19 protein-coding genes and 1 tRNA gene are annotated in these 21,157 nt (G+C 61.8%); 12 read left to right on the top strand and 8 right to left on the bottom strand.

From position 1 onward, the window contains the following. Positions 1–10 precede the first annotated feature (10 nt). The 3 genes from ACSOSP_RS17795 to ACSOSP_RS17785 form a co-directional block, all read right to left on the bottom strand. Positions 11–976 (bottom strand): threo-3-hydroxy-L-aspartate ammonia-lyase, encoded by a 966-nt coding sequence (locus ACSOSP_RS17795; RefSeq protein ID WP_455308620.1) that lies wholly within the window; start codon positions 974–976, stop codon positions 11–13. Between the two features lie 220 nt (positions 977–1,196). After that, on the bottom strand, positions 1,197–1,517 hold the full coding sequence (locus ACSOSP_RS17790; protein WP_455308619.1) for a hypothetical protein: 321 nt from the start codon (positions 1,515–1,517) through the stop codon (positions 1,197–1,199). Between the two features lie 395 nt (positions 1,518–1,912). Then, positions 1,913–2,074 carry a hypothetical protein gene (locus ACSOSP_RS17785; protein WP_455308618.1) on the bottom strand — a complete coding sequence of 54 codons (162 nt, stop codon included), beginning with the start codon at positions 2,072–2,074 and terminating at the stop codon, positions 1,913–1,915. A 217-nt stretch (positions 2,075–2,291) separates the two neighbouring features. Here ACSOSP_RS17785 and ACSOSP_RS17780 point away from each other — a divergent pair, with 217 nt between their 5' ends. From ACSOSP_RS17780 to trmB, 5 genes are all read left to right on the top strand, one after another. Continuing rightward, complete coding sequence (locus ACSOSP_RS17780) at positions 2,292–3,209, top strand: Rossmann-like and DUF2520 domain-containing protein (protein ID WP_455308617.1); 918 nt, start codon at positions 2,292–2,294, stop codon at positions 3,207–3,209. Positions 3,210–3,519: 310 nt separating this feature from the next. Then, positions 3,520–3,843 carry an EthD family reductase gene (locus ACSOSP_RS17775; RefSeq protein ID WP_455308616.1) on the top strand — a complete coding sequence of 108 codons (324 nt, stop codon included), beginning with the start codon at positions 3,520–3,522 and terminating at the stop codon, positions 3,841–3,843. A gap of 108 nt (positions 3,844–3,951) precedes the next feature. Beyond that, positions 3,952–4,524: a YggT family protein gene (locus ACSOSP_RS17770; protein ID WP_455308615.1), complete on the top strand. Its 573-nt coding sequence runs from the start codon at positions 3,952–3,954 to the stop codon at positions 4,522–4,524. Between the two features lie 100 nt (positions 4,525–4,624). Next, positions 4,625–4,698 (top strand) — tRNA-Gly (locus tag ACSOSP_RS17765). Positions 4,699–4,814: 116 nt separating this feature from the next. Then, a complete protein-coding gene (gene trmB / locus ACSOSP_RS17760; protein ID WP_455308614.1) occupies positions 4,815–5,555 on the top strand; it encodes a tRNA (guanosine(46)-N7)-methyltransferase TrmB in 741 nt (246 codons plus the stop codon). A gap of 147 nt (positions 5,556–5,702) precedes the next feature. Here the strand turns inward: trmB and ACSOSP_RS17755 are convergent, their stop codons facing one another. The 3 genes from ACSOSP_RS17755 to ACSOSP_RS17745 all read right to left on the bottom strand — a co-directional run bounded on the left by ACSOSP_RS17755 (position 5,703) and on the right by ACSOSP_RS17745 (position 7,533). Further along, on the bottom strand, positions 5,703–6,536 hold the full coding sequence (locus tag ACSOSP_RS17755; RefSeq protein ID WP_455308613.1) for an undecaprenyl-diphosphate phosphatase: 834 nt from the start codon (positions 6,534–6,536) through the stop codon (positions 5,703–5,705). Positions 6,537–6,614: 78 nt separating this feature from the next. After that, entirely contained in the window at positions 6,615–7,202 is a 588-nt protein-coding gene (locus ACSOSP_RS17750; protein ID WP_455308612.1) for a DUF1439 domain-containing protein, read from the bottom strand. Between the two features lie 37 nt (positions 7,203–7,239). Further along, complete coding sequence (locus ACSOSP_RS17745) at positions 7,240–7,533, bottom strand: YkgJ family cysteine cluster protein (RefSeq protein WP_455308611.1); 294 nt, start codon at positions 7,531–7,533, stop codon at positions 7,240–7,242. 148 nt (positions 7,534–7,681) lie between these two features. Here ACSOSP_RS17745 and hemN point away from each other — a divergent pair, with 148 nt between their 5' ends. The 3 genes from hemN (at position 7,682) to ACSOSP_RS17730 (ending at position 13,576) form a co-directional block, all read left to right on the top strand. Continuing rightward, entirely contained in the window at positions 7,682–9,055 is a 1,374-nt protein-coding gene (gene hemN / locus ACSOSP_RS17740; RefSeq protein ID WP_455308610.1) for an oxygen-independent coproporphyrinogen III oxidase, read from the top strand. 115 nt (positions 9,056–9,170) lie between these two features. Further along, on the top strand, positions 9,171–10,346 hold the full coding sequence (locus ACSOSP_RS17735; protein WP_455308609.1) for an efflux RND transporter periplasmic adaptor subunit: 1,176 nt from the start codon (positions 9,171–9,173) through the stop codon (positions 10,344–10,346). Positions 10,347–10,360: 14 nt separating this feature from the next. Next, positions 10,361–13,576: an efflux RND transporter permease subunit gene (locus ACSOSP_RS17730; protein ID WP_455308608.1), complete on the top strand. Its 3,216-nt coding sequence runs from the start codon at positions 10,361–10,363 to the stop codon at positions 13,574–13,576. Positions 13,577–13,649: 73 nt separating this feature from the next. On the opposite strand, the gene ACSOSP_RS17725 is transcribed toward ACSOSP_RS17730, so the two are convergent. Further along, positions 13,650–14,117, bottom strand: a complete 468-nt coding sequence (locus ACSOSP_RS17725) for a DUF2442 domain-containing protein (protein ID WP_455308607.1) — start codon at positions 14,115–14,117, stop codon at positions 13,650–13,652. Then, entirely contained in the window at positions 14,101–14,352 is a 252-nt protein-coding gene (locus ACSOSP_RS17720; RefSeq protein WP_455308606.1) for a DUF4160 domain-containing protein, read from the bottom strand. The genes ACSOSP_RS17725 and ACSOSP_RS17720 overlap by 17 nt, the downstream gene beginning before the upstream one ends. A 383-nt stretch (positions 14,353–14,735) precedes the next feature. Here ACSOSP_RS17720 and ACSOSP_RS17715 point away from each other — a divergent pair, with 383 nt between their 5' ends. The 4 genes from ACSOSP_RS17715 (at position 14,736) to xdhB (ending at position 21,146) form a co-directional block, all read left to right on the top strand. After that, positions 14,736–16,112, top strand: coding sequence for an amidase (locus ACSOSP_RS17715; protein ID WP_455308605.1), 1,377 nt, complete (start codon positions 14,736–14,738; stop codon positions 16,110–16,112). 131 nt (positions 16,113–16,243) lie between these two features. Next, positions 16,244–16,756 carry a disulfide bond formation protein B gene (locus tag ACSOSP_RS17710; RefSeq protein WP_455311025.1) on the top strand — a complete coding sequence of 171 codons (513 nt, stop codon included), beginning with the start codon at positions 16,244–16,246 and terminating at the stop codon, positions 16,754–16,756. Between the two features lie 417 nt (positions 16,757–17,173). Further along, entirely contained in the window at positions 17,174–18,685 is a 1,512-nt protein-coding gene (gene xdhA, locus ACSOSP_RS17705) for a xanthine dehydrogenase small subunit (RefSeq protein ID WP_455308604.1), read from the top strand. 28 nt (positions 18,686–18,713) lie between these two features. Next, the gene (xdhB, locus tag ACSOSP_RS17700; RefSeq protein WP_455308603.1) at positions 18,714–21,146 is read left to right on the top strand and encodes a xanthine dehydrogenase molybdopterin binding subunit; all 2,433 of its coding nucleotides are present in this window, start codon (positions 18,714–18,716) and stop codon (positions 21,144–21,146) included. Positions 21,147–21,157: the final 11 nt, after the last annotated feature.

Genomic DNA, 21,157 nt, shown 5'->3' with positions numbered 1-21,157 from the left:
CGCCGCTGGATCATGCAAGGAATTGAGCGTACCGCGCGAGGTCGACATTGCCGCCGCTGACCAGCACGCCCACCCGCTTGCCCTTCACCGGCACGATGTTCTGCAGCACGGCGGCCGCAGCCAGACAACCCGTTGGCTCGACCACCATCTTCATGCGCTGCGCGAAGAACTTCATGGTCTGCACGAGCTGGTCGTCGCTGACGGTCACGACCCGGTCCACGAGGCGCTTCAGGATCGGGAAATTGTATTCACCCACATGCGTGGACGCGGCGCCGTCGGCAATCGTGCGCGGCACGTCTATGTGAACGATCTCACCACGTTCGAGCGACTGCTGCGCGTCGTTGCCCGCCTCCGGCTCCACGCCGATCACCGTGCATGACGGGCTCAGCTCCGCTGCCGCCAGTGCGCACCCGGCGATCAAACCTCCGCCGCCCAGACACACGAACAGATAATCCAGCGGCCCGGTTTCTTCGATAAGCTCTTTCGCCGACGTCCCCTGCCCCGCGATCACATGCGGATGATCGTAGGGCGGAATCAGCGTCATGCCGCGCTCTTGCGCAAGCCTCGCGCCAATCTCCTCGCGATTCTGGGTGTACCGGTCGTACGTGATCACTTCGCCGCCGTACCCCCTTGTGGCTTCCATCTTCGCGGCCGGCGCGTCCTCCGGCATGATGATTGTTGCCTTGATACCGGCGATGCGCGCCGACAGCGCAATTGCCTGCGCGTGATTGCCCGACGAATACGTCAGCACGCCGGCCTGGCGCTGGGACTCGGAGAAATGCGAGATGGCGTTGAACGCACCGCGGAACTTGAAAGCGCCCATGCGCTGGAAGTTCTCGCACTTGAAGAACAGGTTCGCGCCAGTGAGCGCGTCGGCGGTGCGGGAAGTCATCACGGGCGTGCGATGCGCAGCGCCGGCAATGCGTTCTGCGGCGTCGGCGACGTCGGCGTAGGTGGGTGCGGGGAGGATTGACATCGGGACTCAAAGGCGGCGGTTGAGGAGCCTCCATTGTCCCAGCATCGTGGCGCGTTTGGAAAGCTGACCATATGGCCAACGCGGCCGCCTTGATCAGAATGGCGGTTGAAAAACCCGGCGCAAAAAAAGCGCAACCTGACTAGACGCCAGCGTTGCGCTTTTTTGCAGCCAGTCCGATAGTCAGACGATCAGCCAAGCCGATCCAGTCATGTCTGGAATTTCAATGGCGCCAGCCGCCATAACCACCGTGGTAACCGCGATATCCACCATGATATCCGTACCCGTAGCCGCGATAATGACCACGGTAGTACGGACCTCCGCCGTAATAGCCGCCAACTATAACCGGCGCCGGCGCGTAGACCACGGGCGGCGGCGCATAGACAACCGGACCTGGCGCGTAATACACCGGCGGAGGCGGAGCGGCGTACACGGGATAAGCGGGCACCCCAATGCCGATACCCACCGAAACGTGCGCCTGCGCGGCGCTCACAAAGCCCACGCCCAGCGCGGCAGCTGCCAGAACCTGCACTATCTTTTTCACTTTTATTCTCCTCGCCGCGGTCCTGTACACACGACCGGTTACCGCAACGACATGCATTCAATGTAGCTAAAAACCCTGAATCCCACCTTAAGCATTTGTTGCAAATTGCAATATCTACAGTCCTAAAAGTGCGTTTTGTCTGTCGAATTTCAAGCACGCGCACAGCCGCGCCAGCCTTGGCGCACGGGCTTAACGAGATGGATTAAGGGTTTGCTGAGAAAGCCGCCGTTTGGCTGCCAATGTCCGGACGCCATTCCAAATGTCACCAAAGTAATGATTCATTACAATTTGCTTTTAGCGCCCAAAAATGGAAAGCCCCGCCGACCGGAAAGCGTCGAGCGGGGCATCTTCAAAGCGTGCTGCTTTTTCAGGCGAAAGGGATTCGAATCACCCGCTCAGCCCACCTTCACGTACGCGAACTCGCGGGTGACGCTGGGTGGCACGTATGCCCCGCTGATCATGACCCGAGGCGTCAGCCGCTTGCGCTGATCCCACCACTGGCGCCGATGTGTCTGGCTGAGAAAACGCAGGTGTTTCCGATACGCAAAAATACTCATGGCGACCCCCAAACGTTGCAAAACAAGCACTGGCACACATCGGCCAAAAGACCAACCCTGACTGTTCAGGCCCGGAACGCAAGTTTGCTCGAGCCTCGCAAAACCCATTGGCGGCGGAGTTCCACGCCGTTTATATGGCGCAACGCGGTTGCGCGATACTTCATTCTGCGCCGCGATTGCGAAACGTGCATCGCAGCATTTCTATGGAGCAACAACTATGCCTTTTTCAACGATGCCCCGTTTGGGCTTCGTCGGCGCGGGGCGTCTCGCACGCTGTCTCGCGGCCGTCTGGTCGCACGCGGGCTACCCGGTTACCGCGATATCGAGCCGCTCGGCAGCATCGGCACACGAATTTGCAGACGCATTGCCGGAGTGTCTGGTCGCCGATGACGCCAGCGCGGTCACACAGCACGCCGATGTCGTATTTTTAACCGTTCCTGACGACGCCATCGGTGCGACGGCGAACGCATTGCGGCTGGATCATGCCCACGGGGACGCGAAGGCGATCGTGCATTGCAGCGGCGCCACGCCTGTAGATGTCCTCGCATCGGTCGCGGCGCAGGGCGCGGACATCGGCGGATTCCATCCGTTGTTCCTGTTTGGCGGTTTGCCGAGCGACCAGACGCGCATTGCAGGCTGTTCGGTCACGATCGAAGCGAGCGGGCCCTTGCACGACACGCTCACCGCGTTGGTCGAGGCTCTGGGCTGCCATCCGCTGTCCATCCCGCCCGGCGGCCGTCTGCTCTACCACGCCGCGGCGCACTACGCGGCCAGCTTTGCACTGTGCTCGCTGTCGGAGACGGTGATGCTCTGGAAAAAGTTGGGATTCGCCGAAGACGACGCATTGCGTGCAGTCCTGCCGATGCTCGCCGGCACCATCGAAACCGCGCGTGAAAAGGGTTTGCCGGGTGCACTTGCCGGCCCTGTGTCGCGCGGCGACGCGGGTATTGTGATCAAGCAGCTGGCGCTGCTGCAAGACCTCGGCGGCGATCACGCCGCGCTATATGCACTGCTCTCGCGGCGCGCGGTCGCGCTGGCGAAACGGCGCGCGTCGCCTCCGCCCGCACCAGCACTGGACGCGATGTCCCATGCCATCGAACTGGTGTTGAACGGGACCGGGCCGAGCGGCGATTGATTGCCCTGATCCGACACGCAAAGCCGGCCGTTTGGGGGTACCCGTGCGCCGGCGTACGCCAAGCGGCACAAGGCGTCATCAAGCCATGCTATCGTGATGCCCGGCACGCCAATGTGGCAAAGCCGTCGAGGGGTTCGGCCACGGCCGGGCGCAGGCAGGAAGCGATGAAAAAGCGAGGGACAAGCGCTCCAACGCGCAGTTTGGGGCCTGGTTCAAAACCCGGACCCGAGCGTTGACCTCACGCGAGGTTTCGGTTTCGGCTTCGGCCCCCGCCCTCGACGCCAACCCATTCCAGCTACGAGAACGAACAATGATCAAGGTGAGCTTTTTTTATCCGTATCGCGAGAATGCGCCCTTCGATATCGACTACTACTGCACGAGCCATATGCCCTGGGTGGCGGGCTTGCTTGGCGGCGCATTGAAGGGCTGGTCGGCGGATGCAGGTCTTGCGGGCGGCGCGCCGGGTTCCTCGCCCACGTATATCGCAGCGGGCCACCTGCTGTTCGATTCCATCGATGCCTTCACCGCCGCGGTCTCGCCCCATGCGAAAGCTTTTTCCGCGGACATCGTTAATTACTACCCCGACGGTGTTCCGCCGGTTGTGCAGATCAGCGACGTTCGCGCCGGCAGTTGACTAGCAGTTACATGCTGAAGCCGGGCGGTTTGCGTCGCGGCTTTGCTTGCCTTCGTATGACTCCGCGCGGCCTTGAGCGCCGCGTTTTTGCCTTGAAAAGGATTTGAGATGTTCGGCGAGATCGCCCGTTTTCTACTCAACACAATCTTCACGCTGTTCGGCGCTGCGCTGCTGCTGCGCGCCTGGATGCAGGTCGTCCGCATGCCGCCGTACAACCCCGTGTCCAACGCGGTGATGCAAGCCACGAACTGGCTCGTCCTGCCGTTGCGCAAGATCCTGCCGAATGCAAAGACCATCGACTGGGCGAGCATTGTCGCGGCGATCCTGGCTGCAGTGGTATTCGTGATCCTGCTGGTCCTGGTCGCGGGCGTCGATCCCGCCGGACTCGTGCCCATGCTGCCTACGTTGCTGTTGGTCGCGGTGATCACCGTCATCAAATGGGCGCTGAATCTGATCATCTGGATGACGATCCTGATGGCGCTGCTGTCGTGGCTGAACCCGCAGTCCCCGGCCATGCCGCTGCTTTATCAACTTACAGCGCCGTTTCTCGAGCCGCTGCGGCGCGTGTTGCCGCGCATGGGCGGTATCGATTTATCGCCTATCCTGCTGTTCGTGATCGTTCAGGTCCTGCTGATGGTCGTGACGCGGCTGGCCGTGACCATGACCATGTTCGGGGTGTGACCGAAAGGTGTGACCCAAGGGTGTGATTCGGGGGTTCAATCCCCGTCGATCCGGGTAAAGTTGCGGTGGACGGGGTATTCCGCGTAAAATCGCGGTCTCTGCGGGCGTCGTATAATGGCAATACCCTAGCTTCCCAAGCTAGAGCCGTGGGTTCGATTCCCATCGCCCGCTCCAGTTTTCTCGCGCAAAAAGCCGCCTTCGAAAGGCGGCTTTTTGATTTACAGCAGCGCCAGCTTTGCCTCGCGTTTGCCGCAAGCTCCGCTCAACCCCAAAACCCGCGTCCTTTTTCGATGATCCACGATCCCACGCCCGACCAAGACGAGTTCAACGAAAGCGAAGCCACGGAACCGGCCGGCACGCTTCGTCATCGGCGGATTCGCAGCTTCGTCACGCGCGCGGGACGGGTATCGACGGGACAGCGTCGCGCGCTCGATGAATTCGGACCGCGCTTTGTCGTGCCCTACGCGCCGCAGCCGCTCGACTGGAACACCGCGTTCGGCCGCCAGGCGCCGCGCATACTGGAAATCGGCTTCGGCATGGGCGCGACTACTGCGGAAATTGCGTCAGCACGCCCTGCCGACGACTTTCTCGGCGTCGAGGTCCATGAACCGGGCGTGGGCGCGTTGCTGAAACTGATCGGCGAACAGGAGCTGACGAACATTCGCGTCGTCCAGCACGACGCCGTGGAAGTGCTCGAACACATGATCGCGCCGGACAGCCTTGACGGTGTCCATATCTATTTCCCTGATCCGTGGCACAAGGCGCGCCACCATAAACGCCGGCTCATCCAGCCGAAATTCGTTGCGCTGCTTGTTTCGCGGCTCAGGCCGGGCGGGTATATCCATCTCGCCACTGACTGGCAGAACTATGCCGAACAGATGCTCGAAGTGCTGTCGGCGGAATCCGCGCTGGAAAACACAGCCGGCTCGGATTACGCTCCCCGTCCCGATTACCGGCCTGTGACCAAGTTTGAACGCCGTGGCTTAAAGCTCGGTCACGGAGTGTGGGATCTGGTGTTCAGGCGCCGCTGAACGACAGATCAAATCCGTCGGCCCAGACAAAAACAGGCCGTTCCAACTCACGTTGGAACGGCCTGTTTCGTATGCGCTTGCGGACTTCGAGCCGGACGTCGAGTCTTAACTCTAGCCTTTCCGAACAGCTTCAAAAACCGCGGCTTATCACTCCGCCCAACTCAACCCACCGCTATACCCGACAATCAAAATCAGCAGCCCGAACCCTATCCGATACCATGCGAACGCGGTGAAATCGTGGGTGGCAACGTACCGCAACAGCCATCGAATACATACAAATGCGCTGACAAACGCAGCCACCAGCCCAACGATAAACAAGCCAAGCGAATCGACGGAGAGCGTGCGCCACTCCTTCGCCAGTTCGTAAAGCGTGGCGCCGAAAATAATTGGAATGGCGAGGAAGAAGGAAAACTCGGTGGCAACCTTGCGTTCCAGCCCGAACAACATCCCGCCAATAATCGTCGACCCCGAGCGGGACGTGCCCGGAATCAGCGCGAAACATTGGGCGAGCCCGACTTTGAAGGCATCGCCGTAGGAGAGATCGTCCACCGACGTCACCCTCGGCGCGACATTGCGCTCGCGATGCCGCGCTTCCGCCCACAAGATGACGACCCCACCCACGATCAGCGCCACGGACACCGGCACCGGTGCGAACAAAACGGCTTTAATGTGCTTTTCGAACAGCAAGCCGAGCACAACCGCCGGAATGGTCGCGATGATCACGTTCAACGTGAAGCGGCGCGCCTTGGGCTGGGTCGGCAACCCCGCCACGACCGAGCCGATCTTGCGCCGGTATTCCCAGACAATCGCGAGGATCGCGCCGAACTGGATCACGACGTCGAAGGTCTTGGCCTGTGCGTTCGTGAAATTCAGCAGACTGCCGGCAACAATCAGGTGCCCCGTGCTCGATACCGGCAAAAACTCGGTCAAACCCTCCACCACACCCAGAATCAGCGCTTTGCAAAACAGAATCCAGTCCATCGCCCCGCCCTTTTGGCATAGTCTGGCTGTCACCAGCCAATCGTTCGGGCATGCGCATACCGGATTGCGCCGGAAAAACTACTTCTCGACGATCTGAACGCGTATGCCGTTTGTAAGGACAGTGATTGTACCGGGTTCGTAATTAACTCCGGCAAATTGTAATTGTTCGGGCTTGAATGTGTAGATGGGGTAACGGTCCAGGAACTGGGTCGCCATGACCGCGCCGACCGCGTTGATCTGCTGGCTGTATTGCGCAGCGTCGCCTGCGACCTGCGAGCCGTCGACCGTCGGCGACACCAAGATGACCGAGTGGCTGGCGGCATCGTAAGCAAGCTGACTGGAAAGGGTAAACACGCCGGTGACCGGATTGGGCATGAACGGCGTGGCAAGCCGCGCGTCCAGCCGAACGGTTATTCGGTTCCGATCGGGCGCGAGGCCCACCAGCGGATTGCTCAGCGTGACATCGAAGATCTGCGAGGCCGTGCGTTGCAGCGGAAACTTGCGCTGCACCGCGTCCTGGACCTGCGACTGGCTGAACGTATAGTGATCGGGGATGAACGGAAATATCGCGGCGGCGCATCCCTGGGTTCCCAGCGCCACCACGCCCGCGCCGCCGACGGCCGCGAGCAGGAACCGGCGCCGCTTCGGCGCAACGGCTTGAGTCATGCGAAATTCTCCAGTGACTTGATGAGCATTCGACCGGCTAGGCGCGCTCGGGTTGCGTATCGATTTCAAGTTGCGTGAGCCAGGCCAGCGCGTAAGCACGCGTGTCACCGCACATGGACTCCGATGGCTGCAAGCCCGAGCAGCAGGCCGGCCTGCGTGGATCGCCGAAAATCGCACAGCGCAGATCCGCGCCAAGCTGGACGCAGCGCACACCGGCCGGCTTGCCGTCGGGCATGCCGGGAATCGCGCTCGAAATCGACGGCGCGATACAGCATGCACCGCAACTTTCGCGGCATGCGTGAACGGAATTCGAATGCTGGGCAGTGGACATCGTTTCGGGCTGTTTGATGACTTCGAGTGGCTGCAGTACGGGCGGCAACCCGGCATTGTGCCACTGCGCGCGGCTGCGGCGTTATCACGCAAGAAACAGGGAAACGGGTCCGCTAGACTCGGCGCACCTTGGTCCAAGTCCGTCCGCAATGTCCCTCTTCCGCCCCGATCTGCTCACCAAATACGACGCGGCCGGTCCGCGCTACACGTCGTATCCCACCGCCGTTCAATTCACCGACACCTTCGATCCGGCCCATTACCATCGGGCCGCGGCGGACCCGGGAGCGGCATCGGCGGATCTTTCGCTCTACTTCCATATTCCGTTCTGCGACACCGTCTGCTTCTATTGCGGCTGCAACAAGATTGCTACAAAAAATCGTGCGCACGCGCGTCCGTATCTTGATCGGCTGAAACGCGAAATTGTGCTGCAGGCCGAATGTTTCGATACCACCCGCCCCGTCTCGCAATTGCATTGGGGCGGTGGCACGCCGACGTTTTTGTCGCACGACGAAATGGCCGAACTCATGGCCGCGACCGCTGACTCGTTCCGCTTGCTGCCCGATGCCCAGGCCGAGTATTCGATCGAGGTCGATCCGCGCGAGGCATCGGCGGAAACAATCGGCGTGTTGCGCGACCTGGGTTTCAACCGGCTGAGCTTCGGCGTGCAGGACTTTGATCTGCGCGTGCAGCAAGCGATCAATCGCGTTCAGCCGTTCGAGACGACGCAGACCGTCATGTCGGCAGCACGGGCCGAGGGTTTCAAATCGATAAGCGTCGACCTGATCTACGGGTTGCCATATCAAACTGTGGAGAGCTTTAGCCGGACGCTCGACACGATCATCGCGCTCGCTCCCGACCGGCTTTCGGTGTTCGGCTATGCCCATATGCCGACTGTTTTCAAGATGCAGCGGCAAATGGATGAAGCCACGTTGCCCTCGCCGGCCGTGCGTCTGGCGATTCTCGAACGGGTTATCGAGAAACTGACTCAGGCGGGGTACGTGTATATCGGGATGGATCATTTCGCGCTGCCACACGATGAACTCGCTGTCGCGCAGCGAGCGGGCACGCTGCATCGGAATTTTCAGGGTTACAGCACCCAGGCGGATTGCGATTTGATTGGCCTTGGCGTTTCTTCCATTGGCAAGGTCGGTGATGTCTACGCGCAAAACGCCAAGGACATGGCCGGTTACGCCGCGGCGATCGATCGCGGTGAGCTCGCCATTGCACGAGGCGTGCATCTAAGCGCGGATGATCGGCTGCGACGCGACATCATCACTGAAATCATGTGTCAATTTTCTCTGCGCTTTGATGCGTTCGAAGCGGCTTATGGGATTCGGTTCAAAGCCGCTTTTGCCAGTGAGCTGGAGCGCTTGAAATCGCTTGAAGCCGATGGGCTCGTCAAGGTGAACCACGATGGAATCGATGTCCTCCCCGCCGGGCGCCTGCTTGTTCGTAACGTGGCCATGATCTTCGACCGGTATCTCGCCGGGAACACAACTCGACGGTTTTCACGGACCATTTGATCGCGGGGCGTCAAGGTTGAGACCGGCTTTGCAAAAAATGGCCCTCTACAACTTTGCCGCCCGCCAGCCTTAAATGCGCTATCGTGCGGCGTGCTTCACGCTCCACTGACTAGCAATGCATCCATCGAAAAAACGGAACCTCGTTCTCGCGGTAATCGTCGTCATAATCGTGCTGGCGCTTGGCATCACTCACACGCTCAGGAAGCGTGCGAGCGTTACCGCCTCGCCAACTTCGGCTTCGTCCTCGGCGGCCGAATCCGTCATCGAATTCACTCCCGGTGACCTGAGCGTGCTCACGCGTCGCACACTATCAGAAATGCTGCCGCTCACCGGCTCGCTACGCGCCGTCACTCAAGCCGCCGTCAAGGCGAAAGTGGCCGGCTCGGCGCTCGACGTGCGCGTCCGCGAAGGTGACACAGTCAAAGCAGGACAAATACTCGCCTCCATCGACGCCCGCGACTACGCCGCGCGCGCCGAGCAATCCCGCGGGCAAATGGCGGCCATGGCCGGCCAGCTCGATATCGCGAAACAAACGCTCGAGAACAATCGCGTGCTGGTCGAAAAAGGCTTCATATCGAAGAACGCATTCGATACCGCCCAAAGCCAGTACGCCATCGCCGCCGCCAATCTCGCAGCCGCCCGCGCCGCGCTGGCGTCATCGAATTTGTCGGTGGCGGACACCGTCGTGCGTGCACCGTTCAACGGCCAGATTGCGTCGCGCAGCGTCGAACCCGGCGAACGTGTGGCCGTCGACAGCAAATTGTTCGATGTCGTCGACCTGTCCCAGCTCGAACTCGAAGCGCCCGTGCCCGTGGGCGAAATCGGCCGCGTTCGGATCGGCCAGCCCGTATCGATTCGTTTCGATGGCGTCGATGCACCCGTCGCCGCCGCCGTCACGCGCATCAATCCCGCCGCGCAGCCGGGTTCGCGCTCGATCATGATCTATATCCAGGTGGCCAATCCTACTGCCACGTTGCGCGTTGGCATGTTCGGCACGGGCAGCGTGACGGTGGGCAGCACCCCGAACGCGCTGGTGGTGCCGGCATCGGCGGTGCGCACGGACGGCGCGAACCACAGCGTCTACGCGCTCTCCGGCGGCAAGCTCGTCGAAGTTCCCGTCGCCACGGCCGCCACCGGCGACGCCGATGGCGCGAGCTGGACCCAACTCGTCAATCCGCCGCTCAAGGAAGGCCAGCAGGTCGTGAAAAATAACCTTGGCGCGCTACGCATCGGCAGCACGGTGCGCATGGTCGGGCAAGCCACGGCGGCTTCCATGCCCGCTGCTCAATAGCGGAGCCGCAAGCCATGTGGTTCACGCGCATCAGCATCAATAACCCCGTGTTCGCCGCCATGATGATGGCGGCGTTTCTCGTGATCGGCCTGTTCTCGTACGAGCGGCTGAAAGTCGACCAGTTTCCGGATATAACCTTTCCCGTGGTCGTCGTCCAGACGGCGTATCCGGGGGCATCGCCGGAATCGGTCGAATCCGACGTCACCCGCAAGATCGAGGAAGCGGTCAACACGATTAGCGGCATCGACGAAATTTCATCGCACTCCTACGACGCGTTGTCGGTCGTGATCGTCCAGTTCGATCTCTCGGTCAACGTCATGCAGGCCGCGCAGGACGTCCGCGACAAGGTGGCGCTGATCCGGCCGGATCTGCGCGACGGCGTGAAGGAACCGCGCGTTTTGCGCTATGACCCGGCCGACATGCCGATCGTCACAGTTGCCGTTTCCAACGCGCCGGGCGCCGCGCTGAGCACGCGCGACCTCACGACCGCCGCCGACCAGATCGTGCGCAAGCGCCTGGAAACGGTGCGCGGCGTGGGCTCGGTGAGCATTGTGGGCGGCGTGAAACGGCAGGTTCGGATCGATGTCAGTCCGGATCGGCTGCAGGCGCTTTCTGTAGGCGTGGATCAGGTGATTCGCGCCGTGCAGAACGAGAATCAGGAGATCCCGGCAGGGCCGCTGACGTCGGCGGGGATTGAGCAGACGGTGCAGGTGAAGGGCCGCTTCCAGACGCCCGATGACTTCAAACGGATTATTGTCGCGCGTCGCGGCGCGTCGAATGCAGGGCATGCCGTCACGCTGGATCAGGTGGCACAAGTGGTCGACGGCCAGGAAGAACCCGACAGCATGGCTCTGCTGAACGGTAATCGTGCGCTGTTTTTATCGGTGGTGAAGGCGCAGGGCGAGAACACAGTGGACGTGGCGCACGGCATCCGGGCCGAAGTCGCGGCGCTGCAAAAGTCGCTGCCACCGGGCGTCAAGCTCGATATCACCGACGACTCGTCACTCAATATTGAAAACAGCGTGAACGAAGTCAAGGGCACGTTGCTCGAGGGCGCGCTGCTGACCATCGCGATCGTGTTCCTGTTCCTCGGCTCGTGGCGCAGCACCGTCATCACCGGCCTTACGCTGCCGATCGCGTTGATCGGCACGTTTGCGTTCATGTTCGCGGCCGGGTTCACGATCAACGTCATCACGCTGATGGCGTTGTCGCTGTGCGTGGGCTTGCTGATCGACGACGCGATCGTGGTGCGCGAGAACATTGTCCGTCATGTGCGGCTTGGCGCGGATCACCGCACGGCCGCGCTCGATGGCACGAAGGAAATTGCCCTCGCCGTGCTCGCCACGACGTTTTCGATCGTTGCCGTGTTCCTGCCGGTAGGTTTTATGAGCGGCATCATCGGCCGCTTCTTTCACCAGTTCGGCGTGACGGTTGCGGCCGCCGTGCTGATCTCGATGTTCGTCTCGTTCACGCTCGACCCCATGCTCTCGTCGATCTGGCCCGATCCCGCGCTGCACGTGCGTGGCACACGCCATCTCGCACGCTTGCTGGCCTTCTTCGAACGCGGCGTGGAACGGCTCGCGCAGTTCTATCGGCGGCTGCTTGGCTGGTCGCTCAGGCATCGCATCACCACGCTGTCGGTCGCGGCTGCGACTTTTTTTGGCAGTCTGTTCCTCGTTCCGCTGGTCGGCACCGAGTTCGTACCGGCCGCCGATTTTTCCACTACGCAGATTGGCCTGAACACGCCCGTGGGGACGTCGCTGGAAGCGACCGCCGACAAAGTCCGGCAGGTCGAAGCAGCGCTCGCGTCATACCCTGAAGTGCGTTATAGCTACGCCACCATCAACTCCGGCAACGCGCAAGGCAAGAACAACGCGCTGATCACCGTGCGCCTGAAAGAGCGGCGCGAACGTACCCGTGGCGTGCAGGAATTGAACCAGGTGTTCCGCACGCGCCTGCAGCGCATTGCCGGGATCGTGGTGACCGAGATCGGCATGCCCGACGGCGCCGGGTCCACCAAAGCCGTGCAGTTCAGCCTGCAAGGCGACAACCTGGACGAACTCCGGCGTTTGTCCGCCGAAGCACAACAGCGCTTGCGGAAGATTCCCGGCCTCGTCGATCTGGATGCGAGCCTGAAGGACGACAAACCGGTTGTGGCCATCGACGTTCGTCGCGAACTCGCGTCAGACCTGGGCGTGGGCGTCGCCGAAGTCGGTCAGGCACTGCGCCCGCTGCTTTCGGGAGACGCCATCAGCACATGGCGCGCGCCCGACGATCAGGATTACGACGTGAGCGTGCGCTTGCCCTCAGCACAACGCCGCAACGTTGACGACCTGTCAAAGCTCATGATTGCCACCAGCCGCACCGACGCCAACGGCGCGCCGATACTCGTGCCCTTGCGACAGGTCGCCGCGATCACCGAGACGACCGGGCCCGATGTGATCAGCCGGCGGGATTTGTCGCGGGAAGTCGAGATTTCGGCGAACGTCATGGGACGATCGCCTGGCGAAGTCGCCGCCGATGTGAAGAAAACCCTCGACGAAATGCGCCTTCCCGCAGGCTACCGATACCGTTTCGGCGGCTCGACCAAAAGCATGAACGAGTCGTTCATTTATGCGGTCCAGGCGTTGGTGCTCGCGGTGATCTTCATCTACATGATCCTGGCGTCGCAATTCGGCAGTTTCCTGCAACCGCTCGCGATCATGACGTCCCTGCCGCTCACGCTGGTGGGCGTGCTGCTCGCGTTGCTGCTGTTCGGCAGCACGCTCAACATGTTCTCGATCATCGGTTTCATCATGCTGATGGGCCTTGTCACGAAAAACGCGATCCTGCTTGTCGACTTCGCAAATCAGGCGCGTCGTGGCAGCCTGCTCGACGCGACGGGCAAAGGCCACCCGATGACCCGCACCGACGCGTTGCTGGAAGCGGCACGCGTCAGGCTTCGACCGATCCTGATGACCACGCTCGCGATGATCTTCGGCATGCTGCCCCTTGCGCTGGGCCTGGGCGAAGGCGGCGAACAACGCGGCCCGCTCGGCCAGACGGTGATTGGCGGCGTAATCACCTCGTCTTTGTTGACGCTGGTGGTTGTGCCGGTGGCTTATACGGTCCTTGATGATTTCGGCGCATGGGTGACGAGAAAATGGCGGCGCGGTGCGAAGGGGGAGACACACCCTGCGCCTCCCGAACGTTCTCGCGATATTCCCGCCGAGGTGGACCGCGTGCTTTGACGCGATTGCGGCGCCGCGGGAATTCGCTTTACGTTCGAGGTCGCGTTGGCGAAGTCGCCGCATTCACCGCCGGCTATTTCTTTGTGAGCGCCGCACTTTCCCCACTCTCCCCGCTTTCCACCTTGACCTTGCGGGGCCGCCCGCCACGCGCGCCGTTCGCGCGGGCCGCAGCCGCTTTGGATTCACTGCGGCTGGCCCCTCCTTGCTTGCCCAGCCGCCTGGCCATGAACGATCGCGACCCCAGCACGCCGGCAAGTAGTGGCGCCACGAGAATGTCGGCGTCGACGGCAGGAAAATACAGACCCGTGCCGGACGCCGTGATTTCGATCGTGATCAGGTCGGTGTCCGAAGCATTTTCCAAACCCTGAATAATCCGTGCGGGAATCGCGAACAACGCGCCATTCGACAGTTCGATTGCCACCCTGCCGTCCACCGGGTTGAACGACGCAGAGGTCGCGACCGGATTTTCAGCAACGTGCTTGCTCATGCGCGCTTCGGCTTCGCGCAGTTGGTGTTCGGTGATATCAACTAAAGCAGTCATGAAGTGTTTTCCATTCAGTGCACAGCGAGCCGACTACGTTTTGCATCCGGCGAGCGAAAGTATTTACATCAACGTGCGAGAAACCGTGATTCTTTTGCAAGCTCGGCGGTCCCGCCGGACAGTGCAGGTTGAAAATGGCGTGTTGCTTGCCATCAAGCAGATGCACGTGGGCAGGTTGATGGTCGTTTAAATAAATCACGACGCGGGCAGCGCCGATGCGGAAAATCGTTGGCATGCAGTCACTCTATCCGTAAGTTGTGCGCAAGTAAACCCAAACGCTTAGGTTTTTGAAGGGCTGTTGTTTTCCACCGCAAAAGACCGTCTCTGCAGGGACCAGCCAAGCTTAGGCAGGAAGCACTCATGGCGCTATCAGCCGAATGGGAGAGGACCCCGGTTTATCAAGGGCCACGCGTGCAGCGTCGAGTATTTATTACTTGGCTGGCTTAGAATGACAGCCACTTTTGGGCAAGTTACATCAGGCGTTTCATCGGCCTTTGGTACGGCAATGCCACAAGGCCGCGGTGCGAAGATCACTCACCGCGCCGCATCGCGCTCGGTGCAGCACGCCCGTCCTTGCCCATTTTGCAGCCCGTCAAGCCACCGGTTTCTCTCGACATCATGCCCATCACATCGCCTCAGTTCGCGCCTCTCGCACAACTCGCCACCGCGCTCCGTGACGGTAAAACGACCAGCCGGGAGTTGCTGGAGCTGGCGCTCGATCGCATTGCGGATCCTTCGGGGCAGGGAGCGGTTTCCTTCCTGCATGTCGATGCAGAGCGTGCCCGCGCCGCCGCTGACGCCCACGATGCATTGCGCCGTGCGGGCACCGTCCTCTCGCCGCTGGCGGGCATTCCGATCTCGATCAAGGATCTCTTCGATATCGAAGGCCAGGTGACAAGAGCCGGTTCGCGCATACTGGCCGGCGCGCAGCCGGCCAAGGCCGACGCTGTCGCGGTTGCCCGGCTGCGGCGAGCAGGTGGCGTGATCGTCGGGCGCACCAACATGAGTGAATTCGCGTTCTCCGGGCTCGGACTGAACCCGCATTACGGAACGCCGCACTCGCCGTATCGAAGCAATGTTGCGGGCGACGAGCGGATCGCCGGGGGCTCTTCATCAGGCGCTGCCGCGTCGCTGGCCGACGGTATGGCCGCCATCGCGCTCGGCACCGACACCGGCGGCTCCATCCGCATCCCGGCTGCGCTCTGCGGACTCACCGGCTTCAAGCCGACCGCCGCCCGCGTGCCCACACAAGGCGGCGTGCCGCTGTCCAGCACGCTCGACTCGTTCGGGCCGATCGGGTCGTCGGTGGCGTGCTGCGCGCTTGTCGACCGCATCCTGGCCGGCCGCGACTCCGCCGTCCCTGCGACCCGGCCGCTGGACGGCGTGCGACTTGGCGTGCTGACGAACTACGTCATGGACGGTGTCGACGAAACGGTCGCCAGTGCCTACGCCGCGGCAATCGGGCATCTGTCGGCGGCGGGTGCGCTGGTGGAAGACGTGCGTTTCGCGCCGCTCGAGCAGCTTGCCGAGGTCAATCGCTTCAGCTTCGCGTCAATCGAGGCTTACGCATGGCATCGGCCACTTTTGCAGGCGCATGCCGATGAATACGATCCCCGCGTACGCGTGCGGATCCTGAAAGGCCAGCCCGCCAGCGCGGCTGATTACATCGACTTGCTGCAGGCGCGCGCCGCGATGATCGAGCAGGCGCGTGCGCTGTGGCAGCGGTTCGACGCCATCGTGTGCCCGACCGTGCCGGTCGTGCCGCCGCGTGTGGCCGACCTCGAACACGACGACGAAGCGTTCGGCCGAACCAATGCGCTGATCCTGCGCAACCCCTCCGTTTTCAATTTCCTCGATAGTTGCGCGTTGTCGCTGCCGTGCCATCCACGGGGAGAGGCGCCGGTCGGCCTCATGCTGGCCGGGTCGCCGTTCGGCGACGACGCGCTGCTCTCCATCGGCCGCGCCGTTGAAGCTGTACTCGAAACCACGCGCTGAACCGCTCATGCCGCGCCTGAAACCGTCCGGCGACCGCGATCGCGATAGAATTCCGTCGCCGGATGTGCCCTTCCAGGTGTTTTTTCTCGAACAATTCGGAAAATATGAATAACTCCTTGAATCATTTCACCATGCACCAAGACGATCGCGTGATTCGCCGCGAACGACGATTGCTGGTCTTGCTCGCTGTGATTTCCCTGGGGCTCGTTGGAGGAGCGCTCTATCTTCAGTTCGTGAAAGGTGAAGATCCCTGCCCGCTTTGCATCATTCAACGCTACTTTTTCGTGCTGATCGCGGTCTTTGCGTTGCTCGGCGCCTCGTTCCGGGGATGGCGCGGGATCGCGTTGCTCGAATCGCTGGTTGCGCTGTCCGCGCTCGGGGGCGTGGTAGCAGCCGGCCGGCACGTTTATGTGCAGGCGCATCCAGGATATAGCTGCGGGTTTGATGCCCTCCAGCCCGTCGTGGACTCTCTTCCGCCCGCGCAATGGCTGCCCCAGGTGTTCAAGGTCGCGGGACTTTGCGAGACGCCCTATCCGCCCATTTTCGGACTTTCGCTTCCGCAATGGGGTCTTATTGCGTTTGGGGTGATATTCCTGTCCGTCGCCGGCAGCTTGCTGGGCAAGCGCAGGTTGCGCGCTGGTTGAGTATGTAAGGCGAGCGGTTCGGATCTTCGTCGGACTGCTCCCCTTACCGCAAAAACTGGAGCCGCGCTGCGTGGCGGCCCGTAAGCCTTTCCAATGGACGGTTGTTACTCAGTTATATATTTGCAGCGCCACCGCGCGCGAACGGCCACTGCCTTTGTCCAAGACGCCAGGCGCCAAAGCCGTCTCATCGCTATCCCTCGCACTCCCTCTGTATACCGTTTGGTCGCCTACCCCGCCCACCCTCATTCGGCCGTTCGCATAGTCTTGATACGCTTACCGGAATATTTTTGAGATATTGCGGTGATATCGTTATTTATGGATGGCGATCCACGTGCGCTCTTTCGACCTGGTTTCTTTCGACTCCTGACGCCGATTTCGCGTAACGCGCGCCCGATCCGCAGTGTCCTGGACTTGTATATGACAACGCAAACCATCCGGTTCTTCCAGCACGACGCCCTGCGCGAAGTGCACGACGTACCTGCCTCACGTACGGTGCTCCAGCATTTGCGCGAGCATGACCAATGCACCGGCACGAAAGAGGGATGCGCGGAAGGCGATTGCGGCGCCTGTACGGTGGTGATCGGTGAACTCGATGCAGAAGGCCAGCCCGTCCTCAAGGCCGTCAACGCCTGTATCCAGTTCATGCCGACGCTCGACGGTCGCGCGCTCTTCACGGTTGAAGACCTGCGCGCGAAAGACGGCACGCTGCATCCGGTCCAGCAGGCCATGGTCGATTGCCACGGCTCGCAATGCGGCTTCTGCACGCCCGGTTTTGTGATGTCGATGTGGGCGCTTTATCAGAACCAGCCCGCCGATGCCGGCCTGCCCACGCGCGACGAAATCAACACCGCCCTCTCCGGCAATCTCTGCCGCTGCACAGGTTATCGGCCGATTGTGGATGCATCGCAGAAAATGTTTGAGTATCCTCGCGCGCCGCTTGATCGCGACCAGCTCAAACGCCAGCTCGAAAGCATCCAGCGCAAGACAACACTCGAATACTCGGCGCCCGACGCACGCGGCGCCGCATTCGGCCAACCGACATTCTTTGCTCCCGTCTCGCTCGCTGAATTCGCCCGCTTGCGCGCCGACCATCCGGACGCACGCATCCTGGCGGGCAGCACTGACGTCGGCCTGTGGGTCACCAAGCAATTCCGCAATCTCGGCGACATGCTGTATATCGGCAATGTGACCGAACTCAAGTCGATCACCCGCGACGGGCAATGGCTGAGCATCGGCGCTGCGGCCTCGCTTGAAGATTCATACGCCGCGCTCTCAGCCGTTTATCCGGAACTCGCGGAATTGTGGACGCGCTTTGCGTCAAGGCCTATCCGCAACGCCGGCACGCTCGGCGGCAACGTCGCGAACGGCTCGCCCATCGGCGATTCCATGCCGGCGCTGATCGCTTTGGGTGCCGAAATCGTGCTGCAGAAAGCCGCTAAAGTCCGCACGATGCCGCTCGATGCCTTCTATCTGGGCTATCAAAAGTCCGCGCTTGAAACGGGCGAATTTGTCGCGGGAGTTCGCGTACCGTTGCCATCGGCGAAACTGCGCTTTCGGACCTACAAGGTCTCCAAGCGCTATGACCAGGACATCTCGGCTGTGTGCGCCGCGTTCGCCGTGACGCTCGACGGCACCCGCGTGAGCACCGCGCGTTTCGCGTTCGGCGGCATGGCGGCCACGCCAAAACGGGCATCGAATGCGGAAGCCGTGCTGGTGGGCGAAGAGTGGAACGAGGTCAACGTGAAAGCCGCGATGCGCGCGCTGGACGTCGACTTCCAGCCGCTCACCGACATGCGGGCGTCAAGCGACTACCGCAGCAAGGTGGCGCGCAACGTGCTGTGGCGTTTTTTCCTCGAGACCCGTGAGGATTCGCCGCTCGCACTGCGCGACGTCAACGCGTTCGCATTCGACGTGCAATGCGCGACATGACGTCACACCAAGTTCCGAGGACCACGCGATGAACAAGCGTACCGATCCCCTTCACATCGACCGTGCCGCGGCTGATGCACTTGCGTTGCACGCCGCGACGCAAAAGCCGGAACCCGCAGCGATCGGCGTCAGCTTGCCGCACGAATCGGCGTCGCTGCATGTCAGCGGCGAAGCGACTTACGTTGATGACATCGGCGAGCTGCGCGGCACCCTGCACGCGGCGCTCGGTCTGTCGCGGCATGCGCATGCCCGCATTGTCTCGATCAACCTCGACCTGGTTCTGGCCGCGCCCGGCGTGATTGCCGTGTTCACCGCCGACGACATCCCCGGCGAGAACAATTGCGGCCCCGTTCTCCACGACGACCCGATCCTCGCGAAAGATGAAGTGCTGTACCTGGGACAACCGGTGTTCGTGGTTATCGCCGAAACGCACGATCTCGCGCGCCGGGCGGCAGCGCTTGCCAAAAGCGAAGAAGTGATCCGATACGAAGCGCGCGAAGCCATCCTCACGCCGCGCGACGCGAAAGCAAAACAGCAGTTCGTTCTGCCGCCGCTGCACCTGAAGCGCGGCGATCCGGACGGAAAAATGGCTGCGGCGGCGCATCGGTTGCAGGGGGAATTTGAGGTTGGCGGGCAGGAACAGTTCTATCTCGAAGGGCAGGTTGCGTATGCCATTCCAAAGGAACTCGACGGCTTGCTCGTCTACAGTTCCACGCAGCATCCGAGCGAAATGCAGCATCTGGTCGCGCATATGCTCGACTGGCCGACGCATAACGTCATCTGCGAATGCCGCCGGATGGGCGGCGGTTTCGGCGGCAAGGAATCGCAGTCGGGGATCTTCGCGTGCATCGCATCGCTGGCGGCGCATTTGCTGCATCGGCCGGTGAAATTGCGCGCGGATCGTGACGACGACTTCATGATCACTGGCAAACGGCACGACGCGATCTACACCTACGAAGCCGGCTTCGATGACGACGGCCGCCTGCAAGGCGCACGCGTTGAAATTGCGTTGCGCGCGGGTTATTCGGCGGACCTGTCGGGTGCGGTCGCGACCCGCGCCGTCTGTCACTTCGACAACGCGTACTACCTGCAAGACGTCGATATCACCGCGCTCTGCTGCCGCACCAACACGCAGTCGAACACGGCCTTTCGCGGTTTCGGCGGTCCGCAAGGCGCGCTGGTGATGGAAATCATGATGGATGAAATCGCGCACCGGTTGAAGCGCGATCCCGTCGATGTCCGTCGCGTGAACTACTACGGCATCGCCGAGCGCAACGTGACGCCTTACGGCCAGACCGTGGAAGACAACATCATCGCGCCGCTGACCGACGAGCTGGTGGCATCGAGTGATTATGTGCAGCGGCGCAACGCAATCGCCGCGTTCAACCAGACGAGTCCCGTGCTCAAGCGCGGCATCGCGTTCACGCCGGTCAAGTTCGGCATCTCGTTCAACGTGCCGTTCCTGAACCAGGCGGGCGCGCTAGTGCATGTCTATAAAGACGGCTCCGCGCTTGTGAATCATGGCGGCACCGAGATGGGCCAGGGCCTGAACACCAAGGTCGCGCAGGTCGTGGCGAATACGCTGGGCGTGGCGTTGTCGCGGGTGCGCGTGACCGCCACCGATACCTCGAAGATCGCGAATACATCGGCCACTGCTGCGTCCACCGGCAGCGACCTGAACGGCAAGGCGGCCGAAGCCGCCGCGCTCACCATTCGCGGACGGCTCGCGGAACTCGCCGCGAAGCAGCTGGGCGGACGCGCGGAAGACGTGCGTTTTCACGATGGCGTGGTCGAGTCGAACGGCGGCCAGATGCCTTTCGATCAACTGGTCGGGGCGGCTTATTTGTCGCGTGTGCAATTGTGGTCGGACGGTTTTTACGCGACGCCCAAGGTCAACTGGGATTCGAAAACGCTGACGGGCCAGCCGTTCTACTACTTCGCGTACGGCGCGGCGATCTCGGAAGTGGTCGTGGACACGCTCACCGGCGAGTGGCGCCTGCTGCGCGCCGACATCCTCCACGACGCGGGGCAGTCGATCAATCCTGCGCTCGATATCGGCCAGGTGGAGGGCGGTTTCGTCCAGGGCATGGGGTGGCTGACAACCGAAGAACTCTGGTGGAATCGCGACGGCCGTCTGATGACGCACGCGCCATCCACGTACAAGATTCCATCGGTGAGCGACATTCCCGCTGCAATGAACGTCGCCCTCTACGATAACCAGAACGTCGAGCCGACCGTGTTCCGTTCGAAAGCCGTGGGCGAACCGCCGTTGCTGCTCGGCTTCTCGGTTTTGCTGGCGATCCGCGCCGCGGTGGCGTCGGTCGCGCCTGATTCAATCGATGCCCCCGTATTACGCGCCCCGGCTACTCCCGAGTCGATCCTGAATGCGCTTGACGCACAGGCCGCGAAGATTCAAGCCGCGACGACTCCGGACGAAGCTCAACCCGCACCGGTCAACTAATCAACCAGGAA

The organism is Caballeronia sp. KNU42 (assembly GCF_053760385.1).
Note: the sequence above shows the minus strand (reverse complement) of the source record. Positions and strands in the feature narration are given on the sequence as shown.